Annotated in this window: 18 protein-coding genes; 11 read left to right on the forward strand and 7 right to left on the reverse strand. The window is 32.6% G+C overall.

The window, feature by feature from the left end; translation table 11 throughout:
• Positions 1-161: 161 nt before the first annotated feature.
• Positions 162-749 (reverse strand): hypothetical protein, encoded by a 588-nt coding sequence (locus EQ921_RS12545; RefSeq protein ID WP_128331891.1) that lies wholly within the window; start codon positions 747-749, stop codon positions 162-164.
• Between the two features lie 5 nt (positions 750-754).
• The gene (dctA, locus tag EQ921_RS12550) at positions 755-2,083 is read right to left on the reverse strand and encodes a C4-dicarboxylate transporter DctA (protein ID WP_128151968.1); all 1,329 of its coding nucleotides are present in this window, start codon (positions 2,081-2,083) and stop codon (positions 755-757) included.
• Between the two features lie 307 nt (positions 2,084-2,390).
• On the opposite strand from dctA, the gene EQ921_RS12555 reads away from it, so the two are divergent.
• A complete protein-coding gene (locus EQ921_RS12555; RefSeq protein WP_128331892.1) occupies positions 2,391-3,323 on the forward strand; it encodes a ribonuclease Z in 933 nt (310 codons plus the stop codon).
• A gap of 109 nt (positions 3,324-3,432) precedes the next feature.
• Here EQ921_RS12555 and EQ921_RS12560 read toward each other — a convergent pair whose 3' ends face one another.
• The 5 genes from EQ921_RS12560 to EQ921_RS12580 form a co-directional block, all read right to left on the reverse strand.
• Positions 3,433-4,278: a DUF4349 domain-containing protein gene (locus tag EQ921_RS12560; protein ID WP_128331893.1), complete on the reverse strand. Its 846-nt coding sequence runs from the start codon at positions 4,276-4,278 to the stop codon at positions 3,433-3,435.
• A gap of 312 nt (positions 4,279-4,590) precedes the next feature.
• Positions 4,591-5,481, reverse strand: coding sequence for a sugar phosphate isomerase/epimerase (locus tag EQ921_RS12565; protein ID WP_228427610.1), 891 nt, complete (start codon positions 5,479-5,481; stop codon positions 4,591-4,593).
• Positions 5,482-5,528: 47 nt separating this feature from the next.
• Complete coding sequence (locus EQ921_RS12570) at positions 5,529-6,932, reverse strand: PTS galactitol transporter subunit IIC (protein ID WP_128151976.1); 1,404 nt, start codon at positions 6,930-6,932, stop codon at positions 5,529-5,531.
• Between the two features lie 90 nt (positions 6,933-7,022).
• Positions 7,023-8,438, reverse strand: a complete 1,416-nt coding sequence (locus EQ921_RS12575; protein WP_128331894.1) for a sedoheptulokinase — start codon at positions 8,436-8,438, stop codon at positions 7,023-7,025.
• A 303-nt stretch (positions 8,439-8,741) separates the two neighbouring features.
• Positions 8,742-9,851, reverse strand: coding sequence for a GntR family transcriptional regulator (locus EQ921_RS12580; RefSeq protein ID WP_128331895.1), 1,110 nt, complete (start codon positions 9,849-9,851; stop codon positions 8,742-8,744).
• Between the two features lie 356 nt (positions 9,852-10,207).
• On the opposite strand from EQ921_RS12580, the gene EQ921_RS12585 reads away from it, so the two are divergent.
• The 10 genes from EQ921_RS12585 to EQ921_RS12630 all read left to right on the forward strand — a co-directional run bounded on the left by EQ921_RS12585 (position 10,208) and on the right by EQ921_RS12630 (position 24,717).
• Positions 10,208-10,990 carry a DeoR/GlpR family DNA-binding transcription regulator gene (locus EQ921_RS12585; RefSeq protein WP_128331896.1) on the forward strand — a complete coding sequence of 261 codons (783 nt, stop codon included), beginning with the start codon at positions 10,208-10,210 and terminating at the stop codon, positions 10,988-10,990.
• 401 nt (positions 10,991-11,391) lie between these two features.
• On the forward strand, positions 11,392-12,219 hold the full coding sequence (locus EQ921_RS12590) for a transketolase (RefSeq protein WP_221410496.1): 828 nt from the start codon (positions 11,392-11,394) through the stop codon (positions 12,217-12,219).
• 30 nt (positions 12,220-12,249) lie between these two features.
• Positions 12,250-13,185, forward strand: coding sequence for a transketolase family protein (locus EQ921_RS12595; RefSeq protein ID WP_128331898.1), 936 nt, complete (start codon positions 12,250-12,252; stop codon positions 13,183-13,185).
• A 15-nt stretch (positions 13,186-13,200) separates the two neighbouring features.
• Positions 13,201-14,682, forward strand: coding sequence for a glycerol kinase GlpK (gene glpK, locus EQ921_RS12600; protein ID WP_128331899.1), 1,482 nt, complete (start codon positions 13,201-13,203; stop codon positions 14,680-14,682).
• Between the two features lie 26 nt (positions 14,683-14,708).
• The gene (locus EQ921_RS12605; RefSeq protein WP_128151991.1) at positions 14,709-15,476 is read left to right on the forward strand and encodes a GolD/DthD family dehydrogenase; all 768 of its coding nucleotides are present in this window, start codon (positions 14,709-14,711) and stop codon (positions 15,474-15,476) included.
• Positions 15,477-15,563: 87 nt separating this feature from the next.
• Positions 15,564-16,382, forward strand: coding sequence for an SDR family oxidoreductase (locus EQ921_RS12610; RefSeq protein ID WP_128331900.1), 819 nt, complete (start codon positions 15,564-15,566; stop codon positions 16,380-16,382).
• Between the two features lie 130 nt (positions 16,383-16,512).
• The gene (locus EQ921_RS12615) at positions 16,513-17,799 is read left to right on the forward strand and encodes an MFS transporter (protein WP_128151995.1); all 1,287 of its coding nucleotides are present in this window, start codon (positions 16,513-16,515) and stop codon (positions 17,797-17,799) included.
• A 151-nt stretch (positions 17,800-17,950) separates the two neighbouring features.
• Positions 17,951-19,297: an NCS2 family permease gene (locus EQ921_RS12620; protein ID WP_128331901.1), complete on the forward strand. Its 1,347-nt coding sequence runs from the start codon at positions 17,951-17,953 to the stop codon at positions 19,295-19,297.
• 453 nt (positions 19,298-19,750) lie between these two features.
• On the forward strand, positions 19,751-21,271 hold the full coding sequence (locus EQ921_RS12625; protein ID WP_128331902.1) for a retron St85 family RNA-directed DNA polymerase: 1,521 nt from the start codon (positions 19,751-19,753) through the stop codon (positions 21,269-21,271).
• Between the two features lie 17 nt (positions 21,272-21,288).
• On the forward strand, positions 21,289-24,717 hold the full coding sequence (locus tag EQ921_RS12630; RefSeq protein WP_128331903.1) for a WGR domain-containing protein: 3,429 nt from the start codon (positions 21,289-21,291) through the stop codon (positions 24,715-24,717).

Raw genomic sequence — 24,717 nt, forward strand, 5'->3', positions numbered from 1 at the left:
AAAATAACGGTAAAAAAAGTTAAAAATAAAAAAACTACCTTTTTCATTGTAAAGATTTCCACATCACAAAGATAAAAAATATCTTTAAATGAATGTGGAAATCTAAATAATGGTATAACTGTTTTAAAAATGTAACTTTTATTAAAAGTCTTTATTATCAATTAAAAAGTAAATGATTGATTTAATTTATTTTTAATTATAAGTTTATAAAAGCGTTTATCTGCAGGATCTTTTTTATTGACAGCTCTGACAATCTCTATTTTTTGTTCCTGCGGGTCAATATAATCAGAAACTTTTACAGGTTTTAGATCTTCAATGATTGCAGGATCATTAATCCATGCCTGTAATTCTTTTGGAGCAATTAGAAGAGTCATAGCCCATCCATTATCAGTTGTCTGTACATCCTTAATTTCTAATATTTCATAACTACCAACAAAAAACATACTGGATGTCTTTTCATCATGTAGACGTTTTCCTGCTTTGGAAAGGTAGTATATAGTATCATTTTTTTCCATAATACCCATTTTGATTAAAGCATCAAACATTTTTTTATTTTTCTTGATGCTAAAAATACTGTCTTTCACAGAAACGGGAAATTTTTTAAAAATATCACTACTTACAAATGCCTTTTTTTGGAGTTCATCTTTCAATATAATAGTAAGATCTTTTTTATCAGGAGCTTTTGAGCAGCTGGATAAAGTTAGAACAGACAGAATAATAGTAAATATAAGTATGGTTAATTTTTTCATTTTTTTTAATTTAAATTTTCAGTAATTATTTTACCGTCTAAGACATCATGAGCCCGTTCCAGATCAATTTCTTTTTCCCACTTGGCAACTACAATAGTGGCAGCGGAATTTCCAATTAGATTAGTGATAGCTCTGGCTTCACTCATAAATCGGTCAATTCCAAAAATAAGAGCAACAGCCTCAACAGGAACATGGCCTACTACCGGAAGGGTTGCAGCTAATGTAATAAAGCCTCCTCCGGTAACAGCAGCAGCACCTTTAGATGTTAACAACAGGACAAGTAACAAGGTAATTTCCTGTTCTATGCCTAAATGCATATCCAGAGCCTGAGAAATAAATACAGCTGCCATAGTCAAATAAATACAGGTTCCATCAAGATTAAAAGAATATCCGGTAGGAATTACTAAGCCAACAACTGATTTGGAACATCCCATATTTTCAAGCTTTTTCATAACCCCGGGCAGAGCAGATTCAGAAGAAGAAGTACCTAATACTATCAATAATTCTTCTTTGATATATTTTAAAAGTTTAAATATGCTGAATTTATTATAATATAAGACTCCGCCGATAACTAAAAATATAAAAATTATACAGGTTGCATAAAAGCTGACCATTAGCATGCCGAGATTCACCAGAGAACTTAATCCATATCTGCCAATAGTATATCCCATAGCTCCCATGGCACCTAAAGGAGCTAAATACATTATGATTTTAATAATAGTAAATAATCCATCAAGAAAAGACTGCATAACATTCAAAACGGGCTGAGATGCCTTAGGACCAATTTTAGTAAGGGCAATTCCAAATAATACAGCAAATACCAAAACCTGTAACAGATTATTGGAGGCTATGGAAGCGATAACATTTTCCGGTATCATGTCGAGCAAAAAATTAATGGTACTATTATCCTCACTTTTACTTTGCTCAATGTATTTACCAACGGAAGAAGAGTCAAGTGAGGCAGCATTTACATGCATTCCGTCTCCGGGCTTAAGAATGTTTACAAAAACAAGACCTATAATTAGGGCTATAGTGGTTAATACTTCAAAGTAAATAATAGCAGTTGCACCAACTTTGCCCACTTTCTTGATATCTTCCATTCCTGCAATACCTAAAACTATAGTACAGAAAATTAAAGGACCGACTACCATTTTAATTAGTTTGATAAATCCTTGTGCTAAAGGATTTAATTTTTCAGCAAGTCCAGGTATATGGGCATTTACATCGTTAATAGGATCAATCTGAACAGTATAGCTGGGATAATAATACCCTAATACTATACCAATGATAATAGCAACGATTACCTGGACATAGAGGCTTTTAAATATTTTCATTCCTGTGTTATTTTATTTCGTTGGAATGTATAAATTTTTAGGATACTTTAATTAAAATTTATTACATTTTAATTAAAAAAAACTTCATTGTTTTTTAAATTATTGATTTATAGTTTATTATTTATAGCTATGATTAGGCTATGAAAGAATATTTTTTGTTATTAGCTATAAAAATGCAATCAATTTTCAACCATATTACCATTAAAATAAGTAAGCTAAAGTAGAATAAAGGTCAAAAATGAAAAAAATAATGTAAATTTATAAGTTGATAAAATCATTTAATAATTTTGATTATAAATAATTAACCATGAAACTTACTATATTGGGATTTAATTCAGCAATTCCGACTGTTCGTTCGCATCCCACATCGCAATTATTAGTTACCCGTAACCGACATTTTTTAATTGATTGTGGAGAAGGAACTCAAGTCCAGTTAAGGAAAGCTCAAGCTAAGTTTTCAAAAATAGACCATATTTTCATATCCCATCTTCATGGAGATCATGTATTTGGACTCATAGGACTTATTTCATCTTTTAATTTACTTGGAAGAAAAAAAGCGATGAATATTTATGGTCCTAAAGGAATTAAAGAATTAATTGAAACGCAGTTAAGATTAACCGAAAGCCATAAGAGCTATTCTTTAAATTTTATAGAATTAACTTCAACAGAAAGTGAATTGATATATGAGGATGAGAAGGTCATGATTTATACCATACCTTTATATCACAGAATTTATACTAATGGATTTTTATTCAAAGAAAAAACTCGTTTGAGAAGACTTAACATGGAAGTTATAGAACAGTATCCGGAAATTCAAATTTGTGATTATCAAAACCTGAAGATGGGTAAAGATTTTGTTTCTGAAGAAGGAAAAGTAATTAAAAACGAAAATTTGACATTACCTCCAAAGCATTCGTACAGTTATGCTTATTGTTCAGATACTATGTTTAATATGAACGTTGTTCCAATAATTGAAGGAACAGATGTTCTGTATCATGAATCTACTTTTTTAGGAGATTTGGAAGATTTAGCATATAAAACTGGTCATAGCACCTCTTTACAGGCGGCTACAATAGCTAAAAATGCTCATGTTAAAAATTTGATTTTAGGTCATTTCTCAAACAGATATACTGAACTTTCCGTTTTTAGAGATGAAGCTTGCTCTGTTTTTCCAAATACATGGTTGCCTGAAGAACTGAAAACATTTGATTTTAAAGATATATGTAACATATTAGAATAATGCAAAAAAGTTTATTGTAGATAGTATATAAATAAAAATTCAGGAATATGAATTTTATATCTCCCTGAATTTTTATTAGTTATATGTGTATAATCAAAATTATGATGTTTTAGTTGGAATTTGATTTTTTAGTTTTGTATTTCCTGTAAAAAAAATAACCGGAAAGAAGTAGAAGCCATAAAGGCCATAAACTGCATAAAAATGTCACCATTTTTTCAAACATATAACTACCCCTGAGAAAAGAGGTTTTTAATTGATATCCGAAGTTTGAATCTGAATTAGTCTTATAATTTTTAGTGTTTGGGATAAGAGTATTTTTTATACTTTCTTTTTCTTGCAAAGTTATAATTACTGTAGCAAATTTTATTTTGTCATTTAATAATTCTTTTTTAATATCTTGATACTTTGATGCTTTGTTAGAAGTTGTTTTATTGTTAGTTAAATCGTCTATGCTAGAGACAGAATCTATGTTTTGATCATTTAATAACTTATTATTAATCGAAACATCAAATATCTCGAGATTACGGGAGGTTATAAAACCAATTTCTTGATTTAAAGTGAGAAGAAAAGAGTTCAGATTCTTTTGAGGTACTCTTATTTCCATATAACTTACTACAGAATATACTTTGGTTTCTCGGGTACTATCTTTTGATATTGGAGTTATACTTTCTGAAATAATATCTGATTTTAGCTCACTTTTACCCACATATCCCTCTAGAGCAATTACATTTTTTTCGATAGCTAATGTTGATTTTAAAGCATCTTTTACTTCAATTATTATATTGGATTCGTGAATAAATTTTTTATCCGGATCTTTTACGCCTGTAGTTGAAGAGATGCTATCAAATGCTATAATCTCATTTTCGACAATTCGTTGTTTCTTCTCTTGTTTACTACATCGTATAAATAGGATAGAACTCAATAAGATTACTACTAAAAAAGAAATTGTTTTCATAATGTTTACTTTTTATTTATGCCAAAGATAAAGGAGACGTAGAGGTAAATATTTTTCAAATAAGGATAAAATAGTTGTAGTTTTATTTACAAAATACAGTTACTGAAAATCAGTAATTTAAAACTCTTTTGTAAAATAAAAAGTTGGAAATCTATATATTTTTTTAGCATAAAGAATACAATTTTTGAATTTTTACAAGAAATGTATAGTAATTTAAAAGTAATTAACAATCTACTAATTTATAAAATGAACAAAGTCATCAAATTTTTGATGACTTTGTTTGAGTATAACTATGTCAGCTGATTTTTGATTTTACTTGGTAAAAACATGTTTGACAAAATCAAGAGCCCCTTTGGCATCTTTATCCAAAGAATTTTCACTTACATCATCAACAAGATTTCTCCATACTTTAATTTCTGAACCAATAGTGCCACCCGGCATTACGAAAGGCTCCATGACAACAGAACCGCTAAAATCAATATCCCTTAGTGCACTGCCGATTTCATACCAGGGCAGACTTCCTTTTCCTGGAACTTTTCGGTTTTGTTCACCGATATGTAAATGAGATAATTTATTTCCAGCCATACGTATGGCATCACCAATGTTGTCCTCTTCAATATTCATATGGAATGTATCCAGCATAATTTTTACATTGGGACTATTTACCTGCTCTACAAATTCCAAAGCCTCTGCACAAGTATTAAGAAGATATCCTTCAAAACGATTTAGAACTTCCATGCCTAAAATTACATTATTATCGGCGGCAATAGATGCAATTTCTTTGACTTCTGAAACCGATCTTTTCCAGTCCCCGGGCTTATCAATAGGGTTTGAATAATCTACCGGCCAATATGAATATAAACCTCCACCTAAGTGCTTTACATCTAATTTATTGAGTTTAATTAATGTATTTTTGAAAAACTCTTTTGCATTTGCAACTATGGAAGGATTTGAAGAACTAAGGTTTTGTTCTTTTGTAGGGCCGTATCCGGCTGTTAAAATAATTCCTTTGTCTTTTGCATAATCTCTTAACTCGTAAAGTTCATTATCAGTGGTATATTGACTACCAAAAGCCGCGCAGGATATTTCCAGTACGTCAAATCCCATAGCTGAAACTTTATCTATATAATATTTATAATCTGCTTTCCATTCTTTAGTCCAGTACGCAAAATAGATACCGTAAGTCATTGAGTTTGTTTTCATGATTTTAATTTTTTAAGTTTTAATATCTAAGTTTAGAAATTCAATTTTTAATTAACTGCTTTTTTTTCTTCGGACGTTTCTTTTTCCATGGCTTTAAAATACCATAGGAATAAAAAGGAATATAGAATTAAAGCTCCTGCAATCATAATAAGTGATAAATATGTAGGTTGTGCAGCCGTTCGACCAATCCATAGAGCTATTAATTTTTCAATAGGGATAGCTTCAATAGAAGTGAATAAAGAATTATCTGGCAGTCCGGATGGATAGGTTCCTAAAGAGAGAGAGGTCTGTGTAGTGAATTCAGCAATTTCTGTAGCGGCCCATAAATACAAAGGAATAGAAATTATACCAATCAGAGTCATTCTAATAATTTTCCCTTGTGTAATAAGTAATAAAGATGGAACCAGGCAGGTCATAATGATTCCCCCCAGAGGTAGTGTCTGGTTACCTCGCAAAAATAAAGCAATAACAATTAAAAAAGGAGCTAAAATATTAGCTGTGGCCCATATTTCAGCACGGGTTCCTACAATGGCCCAATCAATACCAATATATAATTTTCTTCCTCCGAACTTTTGTGTCATTGTACGAGTAACACCTTGCGAAAGAGGCTCAATAGCAGGTCCGAACCAGCTGCCTACAATACCGAATAATTCTATGCAAACCCCACCGATAAAAGACAAAGCTAACATTTCTTGTAAAGAAGAGTTACTAAGTAAGCCAACGAAGATACCAAGATAAGTACCTATAGCAAATTTACTTCCCCAAAAACCTATCTTTTGATTTAGAGTATCTGCATTAAAATCAAGTTTATCAATAGATGGTAAAAGTCTATCAATTATTTTGTTAAAGATTAAAACGATAGGGTTAAATAAAAATGCCGGATGAGCAGTAGTAGTGATGTTTTTGGAATCGTAATTCAATACTGAATTGAGTCTGGGCTTCATAACATCGGCATTTTTTAGCATGAGTACATAAATGAACGCAACAAATAGTATAGAAATAAAAATATAACCCGAATAAAAGTCAATAATAAGTCCCAAAATGGATAAATGCCAGATATTAAATAAATCAACATTCAATGTATTGGTTTTTTTTAATAGAATCATGACCAAATTAACAATCAGGCAGACAAAAACAAATAACAATGTATATACTGAACTCCAGGTAATAAGTGCTAAAACAGCCCACCCCAAATCATTGATAACAAGGCTGGAACCTGTTCGTTCCACAAACAAATTTAAAGCAGGGCCAAATTGACTGGTTAAAAGTGATATAATAGCTCCCATACCCGTCAAAGCAATAGCCATTCTTAAGCCCCCTTCTAAAGATTTGGATAAATTTACTTTCATTACTAAAGACAGAAGAGTAATAATAAAAAACATCATGGCAGATGCACCAAGTCCTATAAAAAAAACAAAACTCCGGTTTATATAATCAATAAAAAGTTCCATAGATATAAAGGTTTTAAATTTTATTTATACAAAAAATAATTTTTCACTAATCCGTATCTGAATATGAGACTTATTGGTCAAAAGCAGTTATTAGTCATATTTGGAATTTTCAGAAAGAGTACTCATAAATTCATAATCACTAATTTTTATTATACCTGATTTTATACCTGCATGTATAGCAGCACCAACCGCTGCTTCTTCATTATAGGAGGTGAGGAGCAAAGGATATTCAAATACAGTTTCAATAATTTTACAATACAGTTCATTTTTTTTAAGGCCGTTACCACTCCCACATATATAGTTTATTTCATTTTTAAGTTCAGGAAAAAATCCTGTTTTATAATATAAAGCCATACCTTCCAAAAAACCATAAATTAAATGTGGAGCATCAAAATTGTTAGAACGTAAATTTGAAATAGAGGCTCCTATATCTGGATTTTTACGTTGACCTTCTAAAAAAGGAGATACTTGTACCGGATAAGATGAATTGATAACAGATGTTCCAGCCTTCATCATGTTGTTCCAGATAGATAAATCATCAAAATTTTCAATACCCAATAAAGTATAGCCAACATTTTTAAAAAAATTAAAAAGAGATTTATAAACGTTTCCACCATTCACAAAACTGGTGGCTAGCAGATAAAATTTTTCACTGTAAGGTCTTAGCTGGGTTTCCAGGCCATCAATATATTTTTTATAAAGTACATGATCTTTTTTTTCTACTAAAAATGAAAGTTGGGCACCGGTTCCCACATTCAGCAGAACTGTTTTATTCTTATCGATTATGCTGCCAGAAAAACTGGCTTGATTATCTCCTATCGGACAAACTACCGGAGCTGAATTCATATATCCAATAATTGATTCGGTTTCTTCTATAATTGGAAAACTTAAATTTTCTAAACCTGCTTTTTCAATTAATATCTTATTCCATTCGTTTGTTTCAATATTAAATAAACCAATACTATGAGCCATACTAGGTGACATTCGTACACTCTTTTTATTGCCGGTTAATTTTTTAGCGAAATAATCCGGAAGCGTGCAAAAACTTTCAATATCAACACGGTGTTCATATTTTAGCCATTTAAATAAGGTAACTATTCCATATCCGCAAACTAAAGTATTATCACCGGTAAGAAATCGTATTCTCTCAAGTATATTTTGATTATTTACAGTAACTTTTTCACAAGACTTATCTTGCCAGGTGACCAAATTTGTAACAGCATTACCATTACTATCCAGTCCGATTATACCGTGCATTTGTCCGGTAAAGCCAAAAGCAACAATTTTATATTCAGGTTTGGATTGTATGATATCAATAACTTTATCAAACCAAAAAGCAATTTTTTCAAGTGATTGTTCTTTAATTGAAGAATCTTCATACTTAATATATGCATCTGTATTGTAGTTATATACTTTTTCAATTTTAACAGAAACTACATTAAGAAGAACAATAGAGAGAGAAGTTGTTCCAAAATCTATACCTAAGATACATTCTTTTTGATTCATGAGATAAGGTATTATATTTAAATTGATGTTTACATGATCCTCTTGTATTTTTACATAATAAAGATGTATGTAAATCAAATGTAATATTATTTTTATCTTAAATCAATATTTTTTTCTATGTATTTTTCATTTATTACTCTATATGAATATTTTTATTCTTTAATGATAAAAAATAAAATATTTTTCGGTTAATATAATAATGTATTTGTATATTAATAGGTTTAAATTATTGTTTACCGGATAGAAATATCTTTTACATCTTCAGATGCAAAGTGTAGGTTGTTTAAGAAATCTAAATAAAAATTATGGTGTTATGGTATCTTTTTTAATAAATATACTCGAATTTCGTATGATCAATTCTCCGGATAAAGAAACAGTAACAGGAGGGCAATTTTTATTTTTCAATCGTCTCATCATTAGTTCAATACTGACGTTAGCTATATCTTCACTGGGTTGAGAGTAAGTAGTCAAAGGATATTTAAGCTGACTGGAATATTTCATATCATCAAATCCGCAAATTACAAGATCTTTAGTGATAACTAAATGTAATTGTTCAAGACTAGACATTAGAGCGGCAGCAGTAACATCGTTTGCGCAGATTACTCCTGTTTTTCCATTTGTAATTTTAATTTGTTCAATAATTTTTAAATCAAAAGGATTTGCACAAAGAATCTGTTCTTCACAAAAAAATATTTTATGATCAGATAAAGCTTTTTGAACACCGGCAATTCTTAGTTTAACAGAGGTTGCAGAATGAGGAAGGTGAAAGAAGTACACATTTTCACAGCCGGAATCAATGAGATGCTGTGCCATTAAATATCCGGCTTCAAAATTATTTAAACCGACTAAATCAAAGTCATTTTTTTGTGAATAGCTATGAATACTTCGGTCAATAAGGACAAGAGGAATATTTGCTTTTTGTATATCTTTACATATAAGCTGGTTGATTAACACAGCATCAGCTGTGCGTTCTAAAGGAGCAAAAAAAATACCATCTACTTTCTTATTTATGTAAAGTTCGCAACAAGTGAAAATATGTTTTTTTCTAGTATCAGCACTGCTGGCAGTTGCTCCTTCCCAAAGTAAATTAAATTCTCCTTTTTCAGATACCCGTAACAGCTGATCATTAATGGCTGAAAAAATTTCGGATTCGCCGCTACCTGGTAATAATAATCCGAAAGAGTATATTTTATTAGATTCGTATAAAACCGTGCTGCCAATACCTTTCTTTTTCTCAATGTAACCTTCTTTTTGTAGCCTGTTATATGCTTTAGCAATGGTGGGTCTGGATACTGAAAAATTTAATGCCAGAGTCGTTTCTGTAGGTAATAATGAATCTTTCGAAAAGATGCCGTTTAAAATTCTTTCCTTTATATATGAATATATTTCGGCAGATGTATGTTTATTATGCATATAAAAAACAAGTTTAATCTATGGTTAGATATATTGTGTTTTATTAATGTAGTTACATATTTAAATATATGTAATATAAATGTAATAAATTAATTTAATGTTATTTTAATTTTTCCTAAAATATTTAACAGTGAAAATGTAATCTATAATGTAAATACTATGTAAACTTTATAAACCATATAAAAAAAATCCTTTCAGTTACCTGTTAGCGAATTGTGCTGATTGCGGTTTAAGTAACCAGTATTTTATCCAATATTATAATATAAAAAGAAAATAAACAAAAATATATTTATTTCTTTTATTTTCTATTGTTGAATATAAAATATGTACTTTTGTAAAAAACAATAATTTTCAACATGTTACCGAATCAACGAAGAGATAAAATTCTAGAACTTATACAGGAAGATGGGCAAGCCAAAGTACAGGCTCTAAGTCGTATTTTTAAAGTTACTGAAGTTACTATACGTCAGGATTTAGACAGATTGGAAAAAGAAGGATTCATAATAAAAGAGCACGGAGGAGCCGTGTTAAAAGATATAAGTGTTCATGTCAAAAATTTTGCACTTCAAAATCAGCATAAAAAAGTTGCAGAAAAAATGGCCATTGCTAAAACAGCTCAATCGTTTATTAAAAATGGAGACACAATCATTCTTGATTCAGGTTCCACAACTTCTGAAATAGCTAAGTTACTAGTTAATTATAATGACTTAACGGTTATTACCAACGCATTAAACATTGCGCTGATTCTGGGTGTAAACCCTAATATATCATTAGTGGTGACCGGAGGAGAATTTAAAGCGCCTACACTATCTTTAACAGGACAAAAGGCAGCAGATTTTTTTAGTAACCTCAATGTAGACAAGCTGTTTCTGGCCACAGCAGGAATAACTCTTAAATCAGGTATTACCTATCCAAGCATTAATGATATTTGTGTCAAAAGAGCCATGATAGAATCAGCTAATGAGGTTTTTTTAGTCGCAGACTCATCAAAAATAGGATTAAGTTCTTTTGCGAGTCTGGGAGCTTTGTCGTTAATAGATTTGCTTATAACAGACTCTAACATTTCAGCAGACCATGTAAAATTCCTTGAGGAATATGAGATCAAATACACATTAGCAGAGCTTTCTGAGGCTATATAAAAGATATTAAAAGATATATAAATTAAAAAAAGAACCAAAATATTATTTTGGTTTTTTTTTTTTTTTTTTTTTTTGAAATATTTTGTTTTAAAGTTTTTAATGTCTTTAATAATTGATTTAATATTTTTTTTGAATTAAAATTATGATTTTTAATACTTTATATTTATTTATTCTCTAAATTATTATCTATTAAGTGGTGGATTCTGAAAAAGTATTTTTTTTAATAAGACAAATATCATTAATTTTTTTATTTCGATTTATTTGTTTTTATCTTTTTATTTTTTACTTTTACAATCATAAACAAAAACTATAATAAGTAAAAAGAAAAATAATACCCGGCTTAAAAACCTATGGATTTGTTCAAAAGCAGGAAATTATAAAGTAGAATTAAACGAATAATAATGGTAAAAAACTTACAATTAAAATCAGAACAAGTACGGCTAAGGCTTTTAAATGTAATATATAAAGCTAAGGCGGGGCACATTGGCGGAGGGCTTTCTTCGGCAAATATACTCACAGCATTATATTTTCACGTATTAAACGTGGACTCCAGAGATCCAAAGAAAAAAGATCGGGATCGATTTATTATGAGTAAAGGCCATAGTGTAGAAATTCTTTATTCAGTATTGGAAGCTGCCGGATTTATATCAAAAGAAACTCTTGATAGTTACGGAGATTATGCTTCTGTATTGGCGGGACATCCGACCATTAAGATTCCAGGAGTAGAAGTCAGCAGTGGAGCGTTAGGGCATGGATTGTCTGTTGGAGTTGGTATGGCTATTTCAGCCAAAATGAATCAAGAGGCTTATAAAACATTTGTTTTAATGGGCGATGGTGAACAGGCAGAAGGCTCAATTTATGAAGCTGCTATGTCAGGAAGTCATTACAAATTAGATAATTTAGTAGGAATTATTGATCGAAACGGCCTTCAGATAAGCGATAAAACGGAAGAAGTAATGACTTTAGAGCCTATGAGAGAAAGATGGGAAGCCTTTGGCTGGGAAGTGTTGGAAATGAATGGAAACGATATGGAAAATATTATTAAAACATTTGAATCCATTAATTATCAAAATAAAAAACCACATTTAATCATTTCAAAATCGACCAAAGGACAAGGAATATCTTATATGGAAAATGTTCTTAAGTGGCATCACGGAGTACCATCTCAAGAAGAATTTATTCAAGCTTCAGATGAAATTGAGCAACGTATAGCACAATTAGAAAAGTAACTCAAGTAACTCACCTTAAACTATAAAAAAATGATAGAAAATAAAATTCCATGCAGGCAAAGTTTTACCTCCACTTTACTTGAATTAGGGAAAAAAGATAAAGATATTGTTGTGGTAACTTCAGATGCAAGAGGTTCGGTAACTTTAAATAATTTTGCTAAAGAATTACCCGAGCAATTTGTTGAAGTAGGTATAGCAGAACAAAATGCAGTAGGCGTAGGAGCAGGGCTTTCATCAACAGGGAAAAAAGTTTTTGTTTGTGGTCCGGCATGTTTTTATGTAGCCAGAAGCTTAGAGCAGATAAAAGTGGATATTGCTTATTCTCAAAATAATGTAAGCATTATTGGTGTTAGCGGTGGCGTAAGTTACGGAGCTCTGGGTTTCACACATCACAGCTTACATGATATTGCTGCTATAAGAACTTTCCCGGGTATTCAGGTTATTTTTCCAAGTGATATTTACCAAACTAAAAAGCTTACAGAAATATTAGTAGATCACGAATATCCGGTGTACGTGCGTATGGGAAGAAATGCAGTGCCTAATGTATATGATAATGAAAATTTTGATTTTCAGATTGGAAAAGCTAACACCCTGATGGAGGGTAACGATATTACTCTTATAGGAACCGGAGAAACGGTTTATCATTGTTTACAGGCAGGCAAAAAATTAAAAGAAAAAGGTATTTATGCACGAGTAATTGATATGCATACCCTAAAACCGGCAGATACGGAAATTATAAAAAAAGCAGCCAGGGAAACAGGTAAAATTATTACGGTTGAAGAACACAGTATTTATGGTGGCTTAGGAGCAATTGTGACAGAAACTTTATCTGAAAATCCAGTGCCTGTAAAAATTTTGGGTATACCGGACGAAAATACCATACATGCCAACGCTTTAGAAATTTTCCATCATTATGGAATTGATTCAGAAGGAATTTATCAATCAACCCTTGAATTTTTAAAGTAGTTAAAGCAAGATAATATGAAATACTTCATAGCCATAGATCAAAGTACGTCTGCTACTAAAGCAATACTTTTTAATAAAAAAGGGCAGGTGGTGCATAGGGAAAATGTACCGCACCAGCAATACTATCCAAAAGCAGGCTGGGTAGAACACGATGCAGAAGAAATTTTTGAAAACACACTATTAGCCGTAAGACTTTTGCTTGAAAATAACGAGATTAAACAGCAGGATATACTCTCAGTATCTATTACAAATCAAAGAGAAACGGTAGTAGTTTGGGATAAAAATACAGGAAAGCCTGTTTACCATGCTATAGTCTGGCAATGTCAGAGAGGAGCTTCAATATGTGAAAAGTTAAAAAACGGAGGATATGAAAATATGATTAAAGAGAAAGCAGGTTTGTTAGTAGACCCTTATTTTTCGGCAAGTGGAGTTCAATGGATTTTAGAAGAAGTTAAAGAAGCCAGGCTATTGGCCGATAAGGGAGAACTTTTGATGGGGACTATGGACTCCTGGTTGATATGGAAGTTAACGCAGGGTAAAGTGCATGCTACCGATTATACCAATGCTTCACGAACATTACTTTTTAATATCCATACATGTAACTGGGATGAAAATTTGCTTGAGCTTTTCTCTGTACCACCCACTATGCTGCCTGAACCTAGACCCAGTGATTCCGTGTATGGGAATACTACATTCCTGGGATATTTTACACACGAAATACCCATTGCTGGCGTGATTGGAGATTCTCATGGGGCGTTGGTAGGTCAGATGTGTTATGATAAAGGAAAGGGAAAAGCTACCTACGGTACAGGTTCTTCCGTTATGATCAACATAGGGGAAACTCCTCAGTTAGCCCCGGAGGGTTTGGTAACTTCCGTAGGTTTTGCAGCCTGCAATAAAGTCTATTATGTATACGAAGGGAACATTCATTGTACGGGAGCTACATTAAACTGGTTAAAAGAGGAAGTGAAGCTTATAGAGCATCGATATGCTACCGATGAAATAGCTTATAGTATTCCGGATAATGGCGGTGTCTATCTGGTACCGGCTTTTGCAGGACTGGGAGCTCCCTGGTGGAATTCTAGAGCCAAAGCGATCATTTCCGGATTAACTTTAGGAACGGGAAAAGCTCACATTGTAAGAGCCGCTCTGGAAGCTATTGCTTATCAAATAAAAGATCTGATAGATGTTATAACTCAAAAAGCAGCTATAGAATTAAAAGAACTTAGAGTAGACGGTGGACCTACAAAAAATAAATTTTTAATGCAATTTCAGTCAGACATGATTAATGCTCCTATCAACAAGCTGTCCATTGAAGAAGCTTCAGCATTTGGGGCAGTTATTATGGGGGGATTAGGATTAAAAGTTTGGAAAGACTTGGAAGAAGTTTCAAAATTAAGAGGTATCGATAACTTTTATTATCCAACAATGGAAAATGCACAAAGAGAAAATCTATATAACGGTTGGAAAGAAGCTGTAGAGCTTATCAATAAATAAAAAATAAACAATTAAAATCTTAGATTATGTTAAAATATTATGGGGCAGATGCCGATTTTTCACTGGAAGGACAAGTAGCAATTATTACCGGAGGAGCCAATGGAATTGGAAAAGCAACCACCAGTCTTTTTATTAAAAAAGGAGTGAAAGTGGTTATAGGAGATTTCAAACAAGATGTCTATAAAACGGCAGAAGAATTCGGAGAAAACTGTTTAGGAGTTCAAATAGACGTGACTAAAGACTCAGACAGAAAAAATCTTATAAAGAAAGCGTTAGAAAAGTTTGGGAAAATAGATATCCTGGTTAACTGTGCCGGAATGGTAGCTTTAGATGCAGCCTTAGATGTACAGGATAAAGATTGGGAGGATTTAATAGCGGTTAATATCATGGGAACCTTTAAAATGAATCAGGAAGTAGCCCGCTACATGGTAGATAATAATGTTTGCGGTTCCATAGTAAATATAGCTTCACAGGCTGGAACCATAGCTTTGGACAGACACGTAGCATATAGCGTGACTAAGGCAGGTGTAATCTCCATGACTAAAATACTAGCATATGAATGGGGGAAATACGGCATCAGAGTCAATTCCGTTTCACCAACGGTGGTATTAACCGAAATGGGACATAAAGCATGGGACGGCCCGGCAGGAGATGCTTTTAAGAAAGAAATACCATCCGGACGTTTTGCAGAGACAGATGAAATAGCGGCACCTATAGCTTTTTTGTGTTCCGGTGGTGCAGGAATGATTACAGGACACGATTTATTGGTTGATGGAGGATATACCATCAAATAAACAAAAAAACAAAAACTAAAATCACAGCTTAGGTTAAATAATACTACTTGCTATTGTTTAATCATACTAATTACAAACCATGAAATTATGAGAAATAAAACAAGAACTTCTGACGAATTTAAAGGCAAAACCATTGTTATAACCGGAGCCGATCGAGGTATCGGTGAAGGAATAGCACAACGATTTGCTGAAGACGGAGCTAACCTTGTAATGGCTTCGATAGATAAAAAGGTCTATGAAACTTCAGAAAAAATGGCTCAAAAATATAATGTGCAAACACTTCCCGTTCTAGTGGATGTAACCCAAGAGGATGAGGTGAAAAATTTATATGCAGAAGCTGCAAAACATTTCAAAACCATTGACATATCTGTACAAAATGCCGGAATCATTACCATTGAACATTTTGATAAAATGACAAGAGATGAATTCGATAAAGTGCTGGCAGTAAATACGACAGGAGTATGGCTTTGCTGTAGAGAAGCCGCCAAATATATGGTTAAGCAGGGGACTGGTGGACGATTAATCAATTCTTCTTCCGGGCAGGGAAGAAAAGGATTTATTTATACTCCGCATTATGCCGCCAGTAAAATGGGAGTAATAGGAATAACACAAAGCTTAGCTTTAGAGCTGGCTCCACATAGCATAACTGTAAATGCGTTTTGTCCGGGAATTATCGTTACAGATATGTGGGAATATAACGACAGAGTTTGGGGGCAAATCTTAAGCACAGAAAAAAAGAAATATCAAAAAGGAGAACTGATGGCCGAATGGGTGCAAGGGATACCTTTAGGAAGAGCAGGACAGCCAGAAGACGTATCCGGATTAATCGCATTTTTAGCCTCTGAAGATGCATCGTATATTACAGGTCAAACCATAAACATAGATGGAGGAATGTTTTTCTCATAAAACCAAAAAAAAGAATTTGAATCCAGTTAATTGATAAGATTTAATTAACTATTAAACTTATCATTATCAGTGAGATATGAATCTCGCTTAGGATTCCTATTCACTAATATTTAACAAAAAAGAAGATCTTATGGAAAAAAATAGTTCATATACGACAGTTCAGAGTTCAGGTAAAACAGTGTTAGGGCTAAATGTAGATTTAATCTGGGGATTGGTAGGTGTTTTATTCTTTATTGTAGGGGACGGACTGGAGCAGGCTTGGATATCGCCGTTTCTTATAGATAAAGGTATGGTGGTAGAAGAAACAGCTACTTTAATTTCAATTTATGGAATAGCTGTGGCGATAGGGGCTTGGTTTTCGGGTGTTTTAGCGGAAGCCTGGGGGCCGCGGAAAACCATGCTGGTAGGTGCTCTACTATGGATTGTCGGTCAGTTGTTATTTTTACTGGTTGCCCTGCCTACGATGAGTTTTGCCATTATGATACCTACCTATTGCGTTCGTGGGTTTGGATATCCGTTATTTTGTTACTCCTATCTGGTTTGGATAACCTATAAAAATAAACCCGAAACACTTGCCACAGCTGTAGGATGGTTCTTTGTAGCCTTTACCGGAGGCTTATATGTAGTATCCAATCTATTCGCTTCTTTTATGATGCCAATCATAGGAAGTATAGGGTTACTATGGAGCGCTTTGATATGGGTTTTGATAGGAGTGGTCATTATTTGTGTGGCAGTTAAAGGAAGTATTCACGGAAATATAGGATACAAAGAACAACTCAAAATATTACTGAGTGGAATTACCATAATTAAAAAGAATCCGAGAGTAGGAGTGGGGGGATTAGTTCGTCTAATTAATGGAACTTCACAGTTTGCAATGCCGGTATTTTATCCTCTGTTTTTGTCACAGTATGGAATAAGTACCGAACAATGGCTTCAGATATGGGCCTTAGTATTCTTTGTCAATATATTTTTCAATATTTTTTGGGGAATAGTAGGCGATAAAATCGGTTGGGGTAAAGCTGTTCAGATTTTTGGAGGTTTCGGATGTGGAACTGTCTTACTTCTTATGGCTTTTGCGCCTCCGTTTTTTGAGGGTAATTTTATAGCAATGATGGTGGTAGGAGCATTATACGGAGCCTTCATCGCAGGATTTGCCCCGCTCACTGCTTTAGTTCCTTCCTTAGAACCTGAATATAAAGGAGCTACGATAACCATGATCAATTTAGGCGCAGGATTATCCAGTTTTGTCGGTCCGTTAATTGTAGCGTTGGGTATTGCTCAGCTTAAAGCACAGGGAATTCTTATATTTCTAGCAGTTCTGTACTATCTGAGTATAATATTAATGAATTATGTTAAAAAACCTGAAGTTGAGCGAAGAAGAGCTGCTAAATTAAATCAAGTGAATGTAAAAATATAAATGACATGTACTGTGTACATACTACTTATTTTTAAAGAAAAAGATGGAATTTTCCATCTTTTTCTTTATTTAAATACGCAATTACTAAAACGATTAATTTTTTGTTCTTACTTTTGCCACAAAAAACTAAACTAAATTTTAACTAATTATCATGCGTACCTTAATAAGTAGCTATTTTCAGCTAAAAGAGAACAATACTACCATAAAAAAAGAACTGACGGCTGGTTTAATAACCTTTCTTACCATGTCGTACATTCTCATAGTAAATCCCAGTATATTATCGGAAACAGGGATGGATAAAGAAGCCTTATTTACAACTACAGCAATAGCAACTATTTTTGCTACCTTGCTAATGGGTATATTTGCCAAACTTCCGATTGCACAAGGACCAGGTATGGGGTTGAACAGTTTTTTTGCCTTTTCAGTAGTTTTAGGTTTGGGATATTCCTGGCAGTTTGCCCTTACAGCGGTATTTATAGAAGGAATTATATTTATTCTTTTAACATTTTTTAATATCAGGGAGTTAATTGTTAAGAGCATACCGAAAGTTTTGAAAGAAGCCATACCTGCCGGTATTGGGTTGTTCATTACTCTAATTGGTTTAAAAGGAGCAGGAATTATTGTATCTAATCCCAATACCTTAGTAAGTTTGGGAGATTTTTCCCAGCATTCAGTATGGATGGCATTTACCGGATTATTAGTAACGGCTGTTTTGTTTGCAAGAAACATCAACGGAGCCATATTAGTGGGAATCGTAGTAGCAAGTCTATTCGGTTTTATTCTGGGAGATGTTGCTTTGCCTGAAACTTCTCTAATCAGTTTACCACCGTCAATCGAACCTATTTTTGGTAAAGCCATAGAGCCTATGATGACTGCCCAGGGATGGAAACAGATTTTTTCAATTGATATGTTGTTAGTGGTTTTTACTTTTTTGTTTGTCAATTTATTCGACACGGTAGGTACTTTAATCGGAGTAGTATCTAAAATAGGATTAACCGATGAAGAAGGAAACTTTCCGCAAATGAAAAAAGCATTGTTTTCCGATGCATTAGGAACCACTGTGGGAGCCATTTTAGGAACCAGTACCATTACTTCTTATGTAGAAAGTGCTTCCGGAGTAGCTTCCGGTGGAAGAACAGGATTGACAGCTGTAGGAACTGCATTAATGTTTATTTTAGCTTTATTTCTGGCTCCTTTGTTTTTAATGGTTCCCGCAGCTGCTACAGCACCCGCATTGATTATTGTAGGGCTGTTTATGATATCTTCGGTAGTTAAAATAAACTTTACGGATATTACCGAAGGATTACCTGCATTTTTAACTATAGCCTTTATGCCTTTTACATACAGCATAGCAGAAGGTATCGTATACGGAATGCTTAGTTATATGTTACTCAAAGTATTTACAGGAAAATACAAAGAAGTAACTCCGACTGTTTATGTAGTTTCTATTTTATTTTTTGTGAAAATAGTAATGGATGCTTCACATATTTTGGGATAACGATATTGATGTTTCTACAACAAATTAGATGTTAACCTAAATTCCTCAAAATAAAGAATAAATTAACACAAGAGTTGTAATAAATTTGTAAAAATCATAGTATTTGATAAATTAATTCAGATTTTATTGTTTAATTTCACATAAAATACTATATTTGTTCAGGGTTAAAAAAATACCTTGCTTTTCTGAATAAGAAAAAGATGATGTATCGTCATCGGTGAGCTATTGCTAGACATTCGGCACTACCTGCAATCTTTATGGGGAGAGTAACTACTATACGTATGGTTACGGTTCTCCTCTCCACGAGTTTAACCATACGTATAGTAGTTACTCTCTGGAGTTGATTGATATAGTCCTTAGAAAATACGAAGGTTTTTTAACCTGAAAGCCCTATTTTATTGATAAATAAAACAGGGCTTTTATTTTTATGATCATTAATTATAGAAAAGGCTTATGTCTGAAAAACTAACGAAACAGCAAATTTACGACCGAATCAGAGCTACATCTAAAGATAGTTATATTTTAGAGGAAATGCAGCGATTAGGATTTTGGGAAAAAACAGATAGTCCTCAAATTCCGGAAATCTTCATTGAAAATGAAACCAGATTACTTCAGGAGCTCAACCAATTACTGGATAAAAATAAACAATACAGTGATCAGCTGAGCATGCTTAAGTCCATGCGAAAGGTGCGCATGAAAAATGCAAAAGAAAAAAGAGAAATTACCCGTCAGAATAATAAATTAAAAGCGTTGGAAAAGGCCGAACGATGGCAGAAACTTCAACAGGAACAGGTTCTCTTTTTAGGAAAACAAGTATCTAAAGGCCTAAATAATACAGAGCCGAATGTTAATTCTTTAAAAAAATTTAATTTACCCGTATTTCATTCAGTAGTTGAATTTGCTGGATATATGGAAACTGATTTACCGTCATTACGATATTTATTATATCAGCGAAAGGTTTCTACCATAAACCACTATCATACATTTGAATTACCTAAAAAATCGGGAGGAAAAAGAAAAATTTCAGCTCCTAAACCAAAGATTAAAGCACTTCAGCTTCAGGTGCTTGATAAAATTTTAAAAAATATTCCTGTAAATGATTACGTGCATGGATTTATTCAGGGAAAATCCATAGTATCAAATGCTCAACCGCATGTAAATAAAGATATTGTAATCAACATGGATTTAAAAGATTTTTTTCCATCAATAGAATACAAAAGAGTTAAAGGACTATTTAATAAACTGGGATATTCCGAACAAATTTCAACAATGTTGGCACTGGTATGTACGCAATCAGATACCTATGAGGTGAACATGGACGGAGTTACTTATCATGTTCAGAAAGGAGCCCGATTTCTGCCTCAGGGTTCACCTGCAAGCCCTGCAATCAGTAATTTGATAGCCTACAAGCTTGATAAACGAATTAAAGGATTAGCAGAGCGACTGAATTTTACTTACACCCGTTATGCAGATGATTTAAGTTTTTCTACAACCAATGAAAATCAAAAAAATATCCGTCAATTACTATTTTTTGTAAATCAAATAGTTGTAGAAGAAGGGTTTAAGGTTCATCCGGAAAAAACTCATATCATGAGAAAAGGGAATTTACAAATGGTCACCGGAATAGTGGTCAATCGAAAATTAAATATAGAGAGAAAAAAATTAAGAAATTTCAGAGCCTTATTACACAACTTAAATTTAAACGGATGGAAAGATCAGAAGTGGGGAAATGCTGTCCATCTTATTCATGCAGTGGAAGGATATATTCGTTTTGTTAAAATGGTTAATCCGGAAAAAGGTAAAGAATTTGCAGAAAAATTAGCAACCATAATAAAGAAACAGGGATATCCGGAAATATCGTGTCAAAAATATAACTCAAATGATACTACGGAAAAAACAACAGCTTCTATAACAAAACCAGAGACTAATCAAAAAGAAGAAAATGACAGCCAGGACTGGTGGGATATTTTTTAATTATAAATAGTAGATAAATGAAACTAGTTAAGATAAGTAAATTATATTTCAATGAAGGGAATTCTAATAAAGTTTATGAAATTGAACTGTTAGAATTAACCGCATCAGAATACCTGGTGAATTTTCGGTATGGAAAAAGAGGAAGCAGACTCAAAGAAGGAACTAAAACGCCGGAAGTTGTTTCTCACAATGAGGCGGAAAAAATATTTCTTGCAGTAGAAAAAGAAAAATTAAATAAGGGGTACCTTCCGGAAAAAGAACATAAAACAGAGCTATCTATTTCTGAAAGAGTATTTCCGGATTCAAAAGAAGGAATTATACTGCATAGGTTACAAGATGCTGTTAACGGAACTCAGAGTTTCAATACACCATGGAAAACCAGTCGGGTGATATGGAAAGCAGGCTGTTATAATATAAAGCAGGCAATACCTTTTATCATTAAGCTTGTTTTTAAAGGAGATGAGATGCAGACCTATGCTTCATTATGGGCATTAAATAAATTAAAATCAGTAGAAGCCAAAGAGTTATTCTATCACTATTCTTTTTCGAATAAAAAGGAATATATCAGAAATATAGCCATCGAAGGGTTTTTAACTATTGCAGGTGAAAATGAACTCTTGGAGATGGAGGAAAAACTATTACAGAGAGTTTCGGCAGAAATAAAATATTACTGGCAGATTAAAGATTATGAAGCTCTTTATCAGGAGCTTTTAAAGGATTATGAAAAAGATAAATTAACTTATTTAACAGTCCTTTATCAACTTAATAAGATTAGGCCGGTATTAACCGATTATTTTTTGAAATTTTTTACAATCTGCAAGTTTCAGCCTCCCTGTTTTAAACAAATCCGTTCTGTATATAAACTGGCACAGGCTAGGAATGATTATCCGGTAGTAGCAGTATTATCATATCGGATAGAAAAAGAGCAAGGTAGTTTTAACGCATCTTACTATGATGGCTTTGATTCAGTCAAAACAGATTATCTGCTTAGTATAGACGTGGGTGGAGAAGAAATTGCAAAACAGGCATTTTCAAAACAAACCCAAACTTATTTTCGGAAAAATGCTCTGTATTTTCTCAAAAATACAGCCAAAGATGGAAAGAACGAATACTTAAAATTAGCAGTAAATCTTTTGTTGCAGTATACAGAATCGGATTATTCTCCAGAACAAGAAATACCGGTATCTAATTATGGTATTTATGATTATGATAAAGAAATTTATCGTTATACTTTGATTGATTATCCGGAGTGTTCAGAATCCGTTTTATTATTTACCATTTTATTTGGTCATTCGCCTCAGGTGTATTTAAATAATCATTCAAGGTTTATAAAAGGTAAAAGAGAAGCATATAGTCGCAGTTATTATTTTACATCTCAGATTTCAGAACATGAGGAAGATTTTTTAGAAAATACAATGGAAAGTTCAGAAGAAGAAGAAGAGGAGTTTGTTCTGCAGGAAAGTTTAAACAATGATTCTGACAAAGGAATAGTTGGAACAATCAAAAACTTTTTTAAAAATATATTAGGAGGTGAAAAAGAATTAAGACCAGAAAATAATTTACTTTCGGAACATGATGACGAACCGGAAGATAGGGATGAGAATATTACAGAATCCTTTGAAGTTGAGCCCGTAGAAAACATAAGTGATGATGAATTTGAAGAACCGGTTTTATCAGCTGTATGGGTAAGAAATGAACTTTATCCGGAATACTGGGATCAGTATCCTCAGGCTTACATACAATTATTATTCAAAGCAAAGATGACTCTTATCCATCAATTTGCCTTAAATAATTTGTCAGCTCATCCGCAGTATCATGATCTCTTACAGCGATTAAATAAAGACGATATATTAGATTTATTAAACAGTGATTTTTATATACCTAATAATTTTGGACAAAGAATTATTGAAAATAAAGAAAATGATTTTAAAGAAGACAGAGAATTTATTGCTAAAGTTTTAAATTCTAAATCAGCCATTTCAAGGAGCTGGGCATATGAAAATGTACAGTCCAACACAAAATACTATTTCGAATCGATTGAGTTTACATTACTGGTATTGTTTAATTCAGTAAAAGATTTTAAAGAAGAGATCAACATTCTGCTTCATAGTACATCATTTGAGACAGAACGAAAAAAAGCACTGATAGGTAAGACCATTGCCGAATTGCTCATTTTGTCAGATAGTAAAGAAAATAATGATATTGCTGAAGAAGTAATTTCCAGGCTTAATAGTTTGGCTTCTACTGAATACGATTGTATTAACTGGCAGATTTTAGAGCAGTTGTTTTCATCAACGTTGAAAGCTAACCATATATTAGCCAGTTCAATCATCATGAAAAAATATGAAAATAAAGACATAATTGATTTACCATTATCTTTAATTGATTCATTTCTCAAGTATGAAAATAAAGACATAAGATCAAATGGCCTCTTATTATTGAAAAAATATTCGGATACCTATCTCGTTAATAATATTAATTTTATTTTAAGTCACACGGAGTCTCAATATGAAGAAGTAGTAAAAGAAATGGTATCTCGTTTGGTTCAACTGATACGTTATAGCAAAACAACCGCTAATACAGCCTTGCGTTATTTAGTTTATGTACTTATGAGAAAGGAGAAGTTTTCCGGAGCACATGCATATATTAACTCATTTGTTACTAATGAGTTAAAATCTAATTGGAACGAAGGATTAGCTCCAAAAGATATTACTAAACTTATTCATTCGCAATATCGTAAAAGTCAAATAACTGGATATGAAATTCTTTTAAATTATAAAAAGTCAGATGATTTTACACTGAAACAGATTATTTCATTCGGAAATCATGAAATTCTGGCTTTAAGACAATGGTGTTGGAATTATTATAAAGAAAATATAAGCCGTATAAAAACCGAAAAAACAAAAGCGCTTAATTTGCTTAATTCCAGATGGGAGGATACCCGAAATTATGCTTTTGAGTTTTTCAGATCTGAATTCAATGAATCTGACTGGGACATGGATACTCTTTTGAGTATTATAGATTCAATTCGCCCGGATGTTGAAAATTTTGGAAAAGAGTTAATAAAGATATATTCCGGATCCAATTGGGATATAAAGTTTTTAACCCGTTTAAGTGAGCATCCGAGTGTACAGGTGCAGGCGTTTATAACTGGTTATTTAAATCAATACGTAGCCGGCAGGCCGGAAATAATCGGTCAGCTAACTAATTATTTTCAGACAACGCTTTCACAGGTAAATAAAGCAAGAGTTGCTAAAAACAGAATATTTAAATTTTTGCATCAGGAATCAATTAAAGATTATGAAACAGCTAAAATAGTCACTCCGCTTTTAGATTTTTTATCTGCTCAGTCAACCATACAGGATAGAGCCACCTGCATCGATATTTTGACAAATATTAAAAGCTTGTATCCTCACATAGATATGAATCTGGAAGTTAAAAATTAG

The sequence above is a fragment of the Apibacter sp. HY039 genome (assembly GCF_004023655.1).
GTDB classification, from domain to species: domain Bacteria; phylum Bacteroidota; class Bacteroidia; order Flavobacteriales; family Weeksellaceae; genus Apibacter; species Apibacter raozihei.

What these genes read in the sequence shown, in the direction of transcription:
- EQ921_RS12545 (WP_128331891.1), bottom strand. Translation starts at nt 749, where the DNA reads ATGAAAAAATTAACCATACTTATATTTACTATTATTCTGTCTGTTCTA.
- dctA (WP_128151968.1), bottom strand. Translation starts at nt 2,083, where the DNA reads ATGAAAATATTTAAAAGCCTCTATGTCCAGGTAATCGTTGCTATTATC.
- EQ921_RS12555 (WP_128331892.1), top strand. Translation starts at nt 2,391, where the DNA reads ATGAAACTTACTATATTGGGATTTAATTCAGCAATTCCGACTGTTCGT.
- EQ921_RS12560 (WP_128331893.1), bottom strand. Translation starts at nt 4,278, where the DNA reads ATGAAAACAATTTCTTTTTTAGTAGTAATCTTATTGAGTTCTATCCTA.
- EQ921_RS12565 (WP_228427610.1), bottom strand. Translation starts at nt 5,481, where the DNA reads ATGAAAACAAACTCAATGACTTACGGTATCTATTTTGCGTACTGGACT.
- EQ921_RS12570 (WP_128151976.1), bottom strand. Translation starts at nt 6,932, where the DNA reads ATGGAACTTTTTATTGATTATATAAACCGGAGTTTTGTTTTTTTTATA.
- EQ921_RS12575 (WP_128331894.1), bottom strand. Translation starts at nt 8,438, where the DNA reads ATGAATCAAAAAGAATGTATCTTAGGTATAGATTTTGGAACAACTTCT.
- EQ921_RS12580 (WP_128331895.1), bottom strand. Translation starts at nt 9,851, where the DNA reads ATGCATAATAAACATACATCTGCCGAAATATATTCATATATAAAGGAA.
- EQ921_RS12585 (WP_128331896.1), top strand. Translation starts at nt 10,208, where the DNA reads ATGTTACCGAATCAACGAAGAGATAAAATTCTAGAACTTATACAGGAA.
- EQ921_RS12590 (WP_221410496.1), top strand. Translation starts at nt 11,392, where the DNA reads ATGGTAAAAAACTTACAATTAAAATCAGAACAAGTACGGCTAAGGCTT.
- EQ921_RS12595 (WP_128331898.1), top strand. Translation starts at nt 12,250, where the DNA reads ATGATAGAAAATAAAATTCCATGCAGGCAAAGTTTTACCTCCACTTTA.
- glpK (WP_128331899.1), top strand. Translation starts at nt 13,201, where the DNA reads ATGAAATACTTCATAGCCATAGATCAAAGTACGTCTGCTACTAAAGCA.
- EQ921_RS12605 (WP_128151991.1), top strand. Translation starts at nt 14,709, where the DNA reads ATGTTAAAATATTATGGGGCAGATGCCGATTTTTCACTGGAAGGACAA.
- EQ921_RS12610 (WP_128331900.1), top strand. Translation starts at nt 15,564, where the DNA reads ATGAGAAATAAAACAAGAACTTCTGACGAATTTAAAGGCAAAACCATT.
- EQ921_RS12615 (WP_128151995.1), top strand. Translation starts at nt 16,513, where the DNA reads ATGGAAAAAAATAGTTCATATACGACAGTTCAGAGTTCAGGTAAAACA.
- EQ921_RS12620 (WP_128331901.1), top strand. Translation starts at nt 17,951, where the DNA reads ATGCGTACCTTAATAAGTAGCTATTTTCAGCTAAAAGAGAACAATACT.
- EQ921_RS12625 (WP_128331902.1), top strand. Translation starts at nt 19,751, where the DNA reads ATGTCTGAAAAACTAACGAAACAGCAAATTTACGACCGAATCAGAGCT.
- EQ921_RS12630 (WP_128331903.1), top strand. Translation starts at nt 21,289, where the DNA reads ATGAAACTAGTTAAGATAAGTAAATTATATTTCAATGAAGGGAATTCT.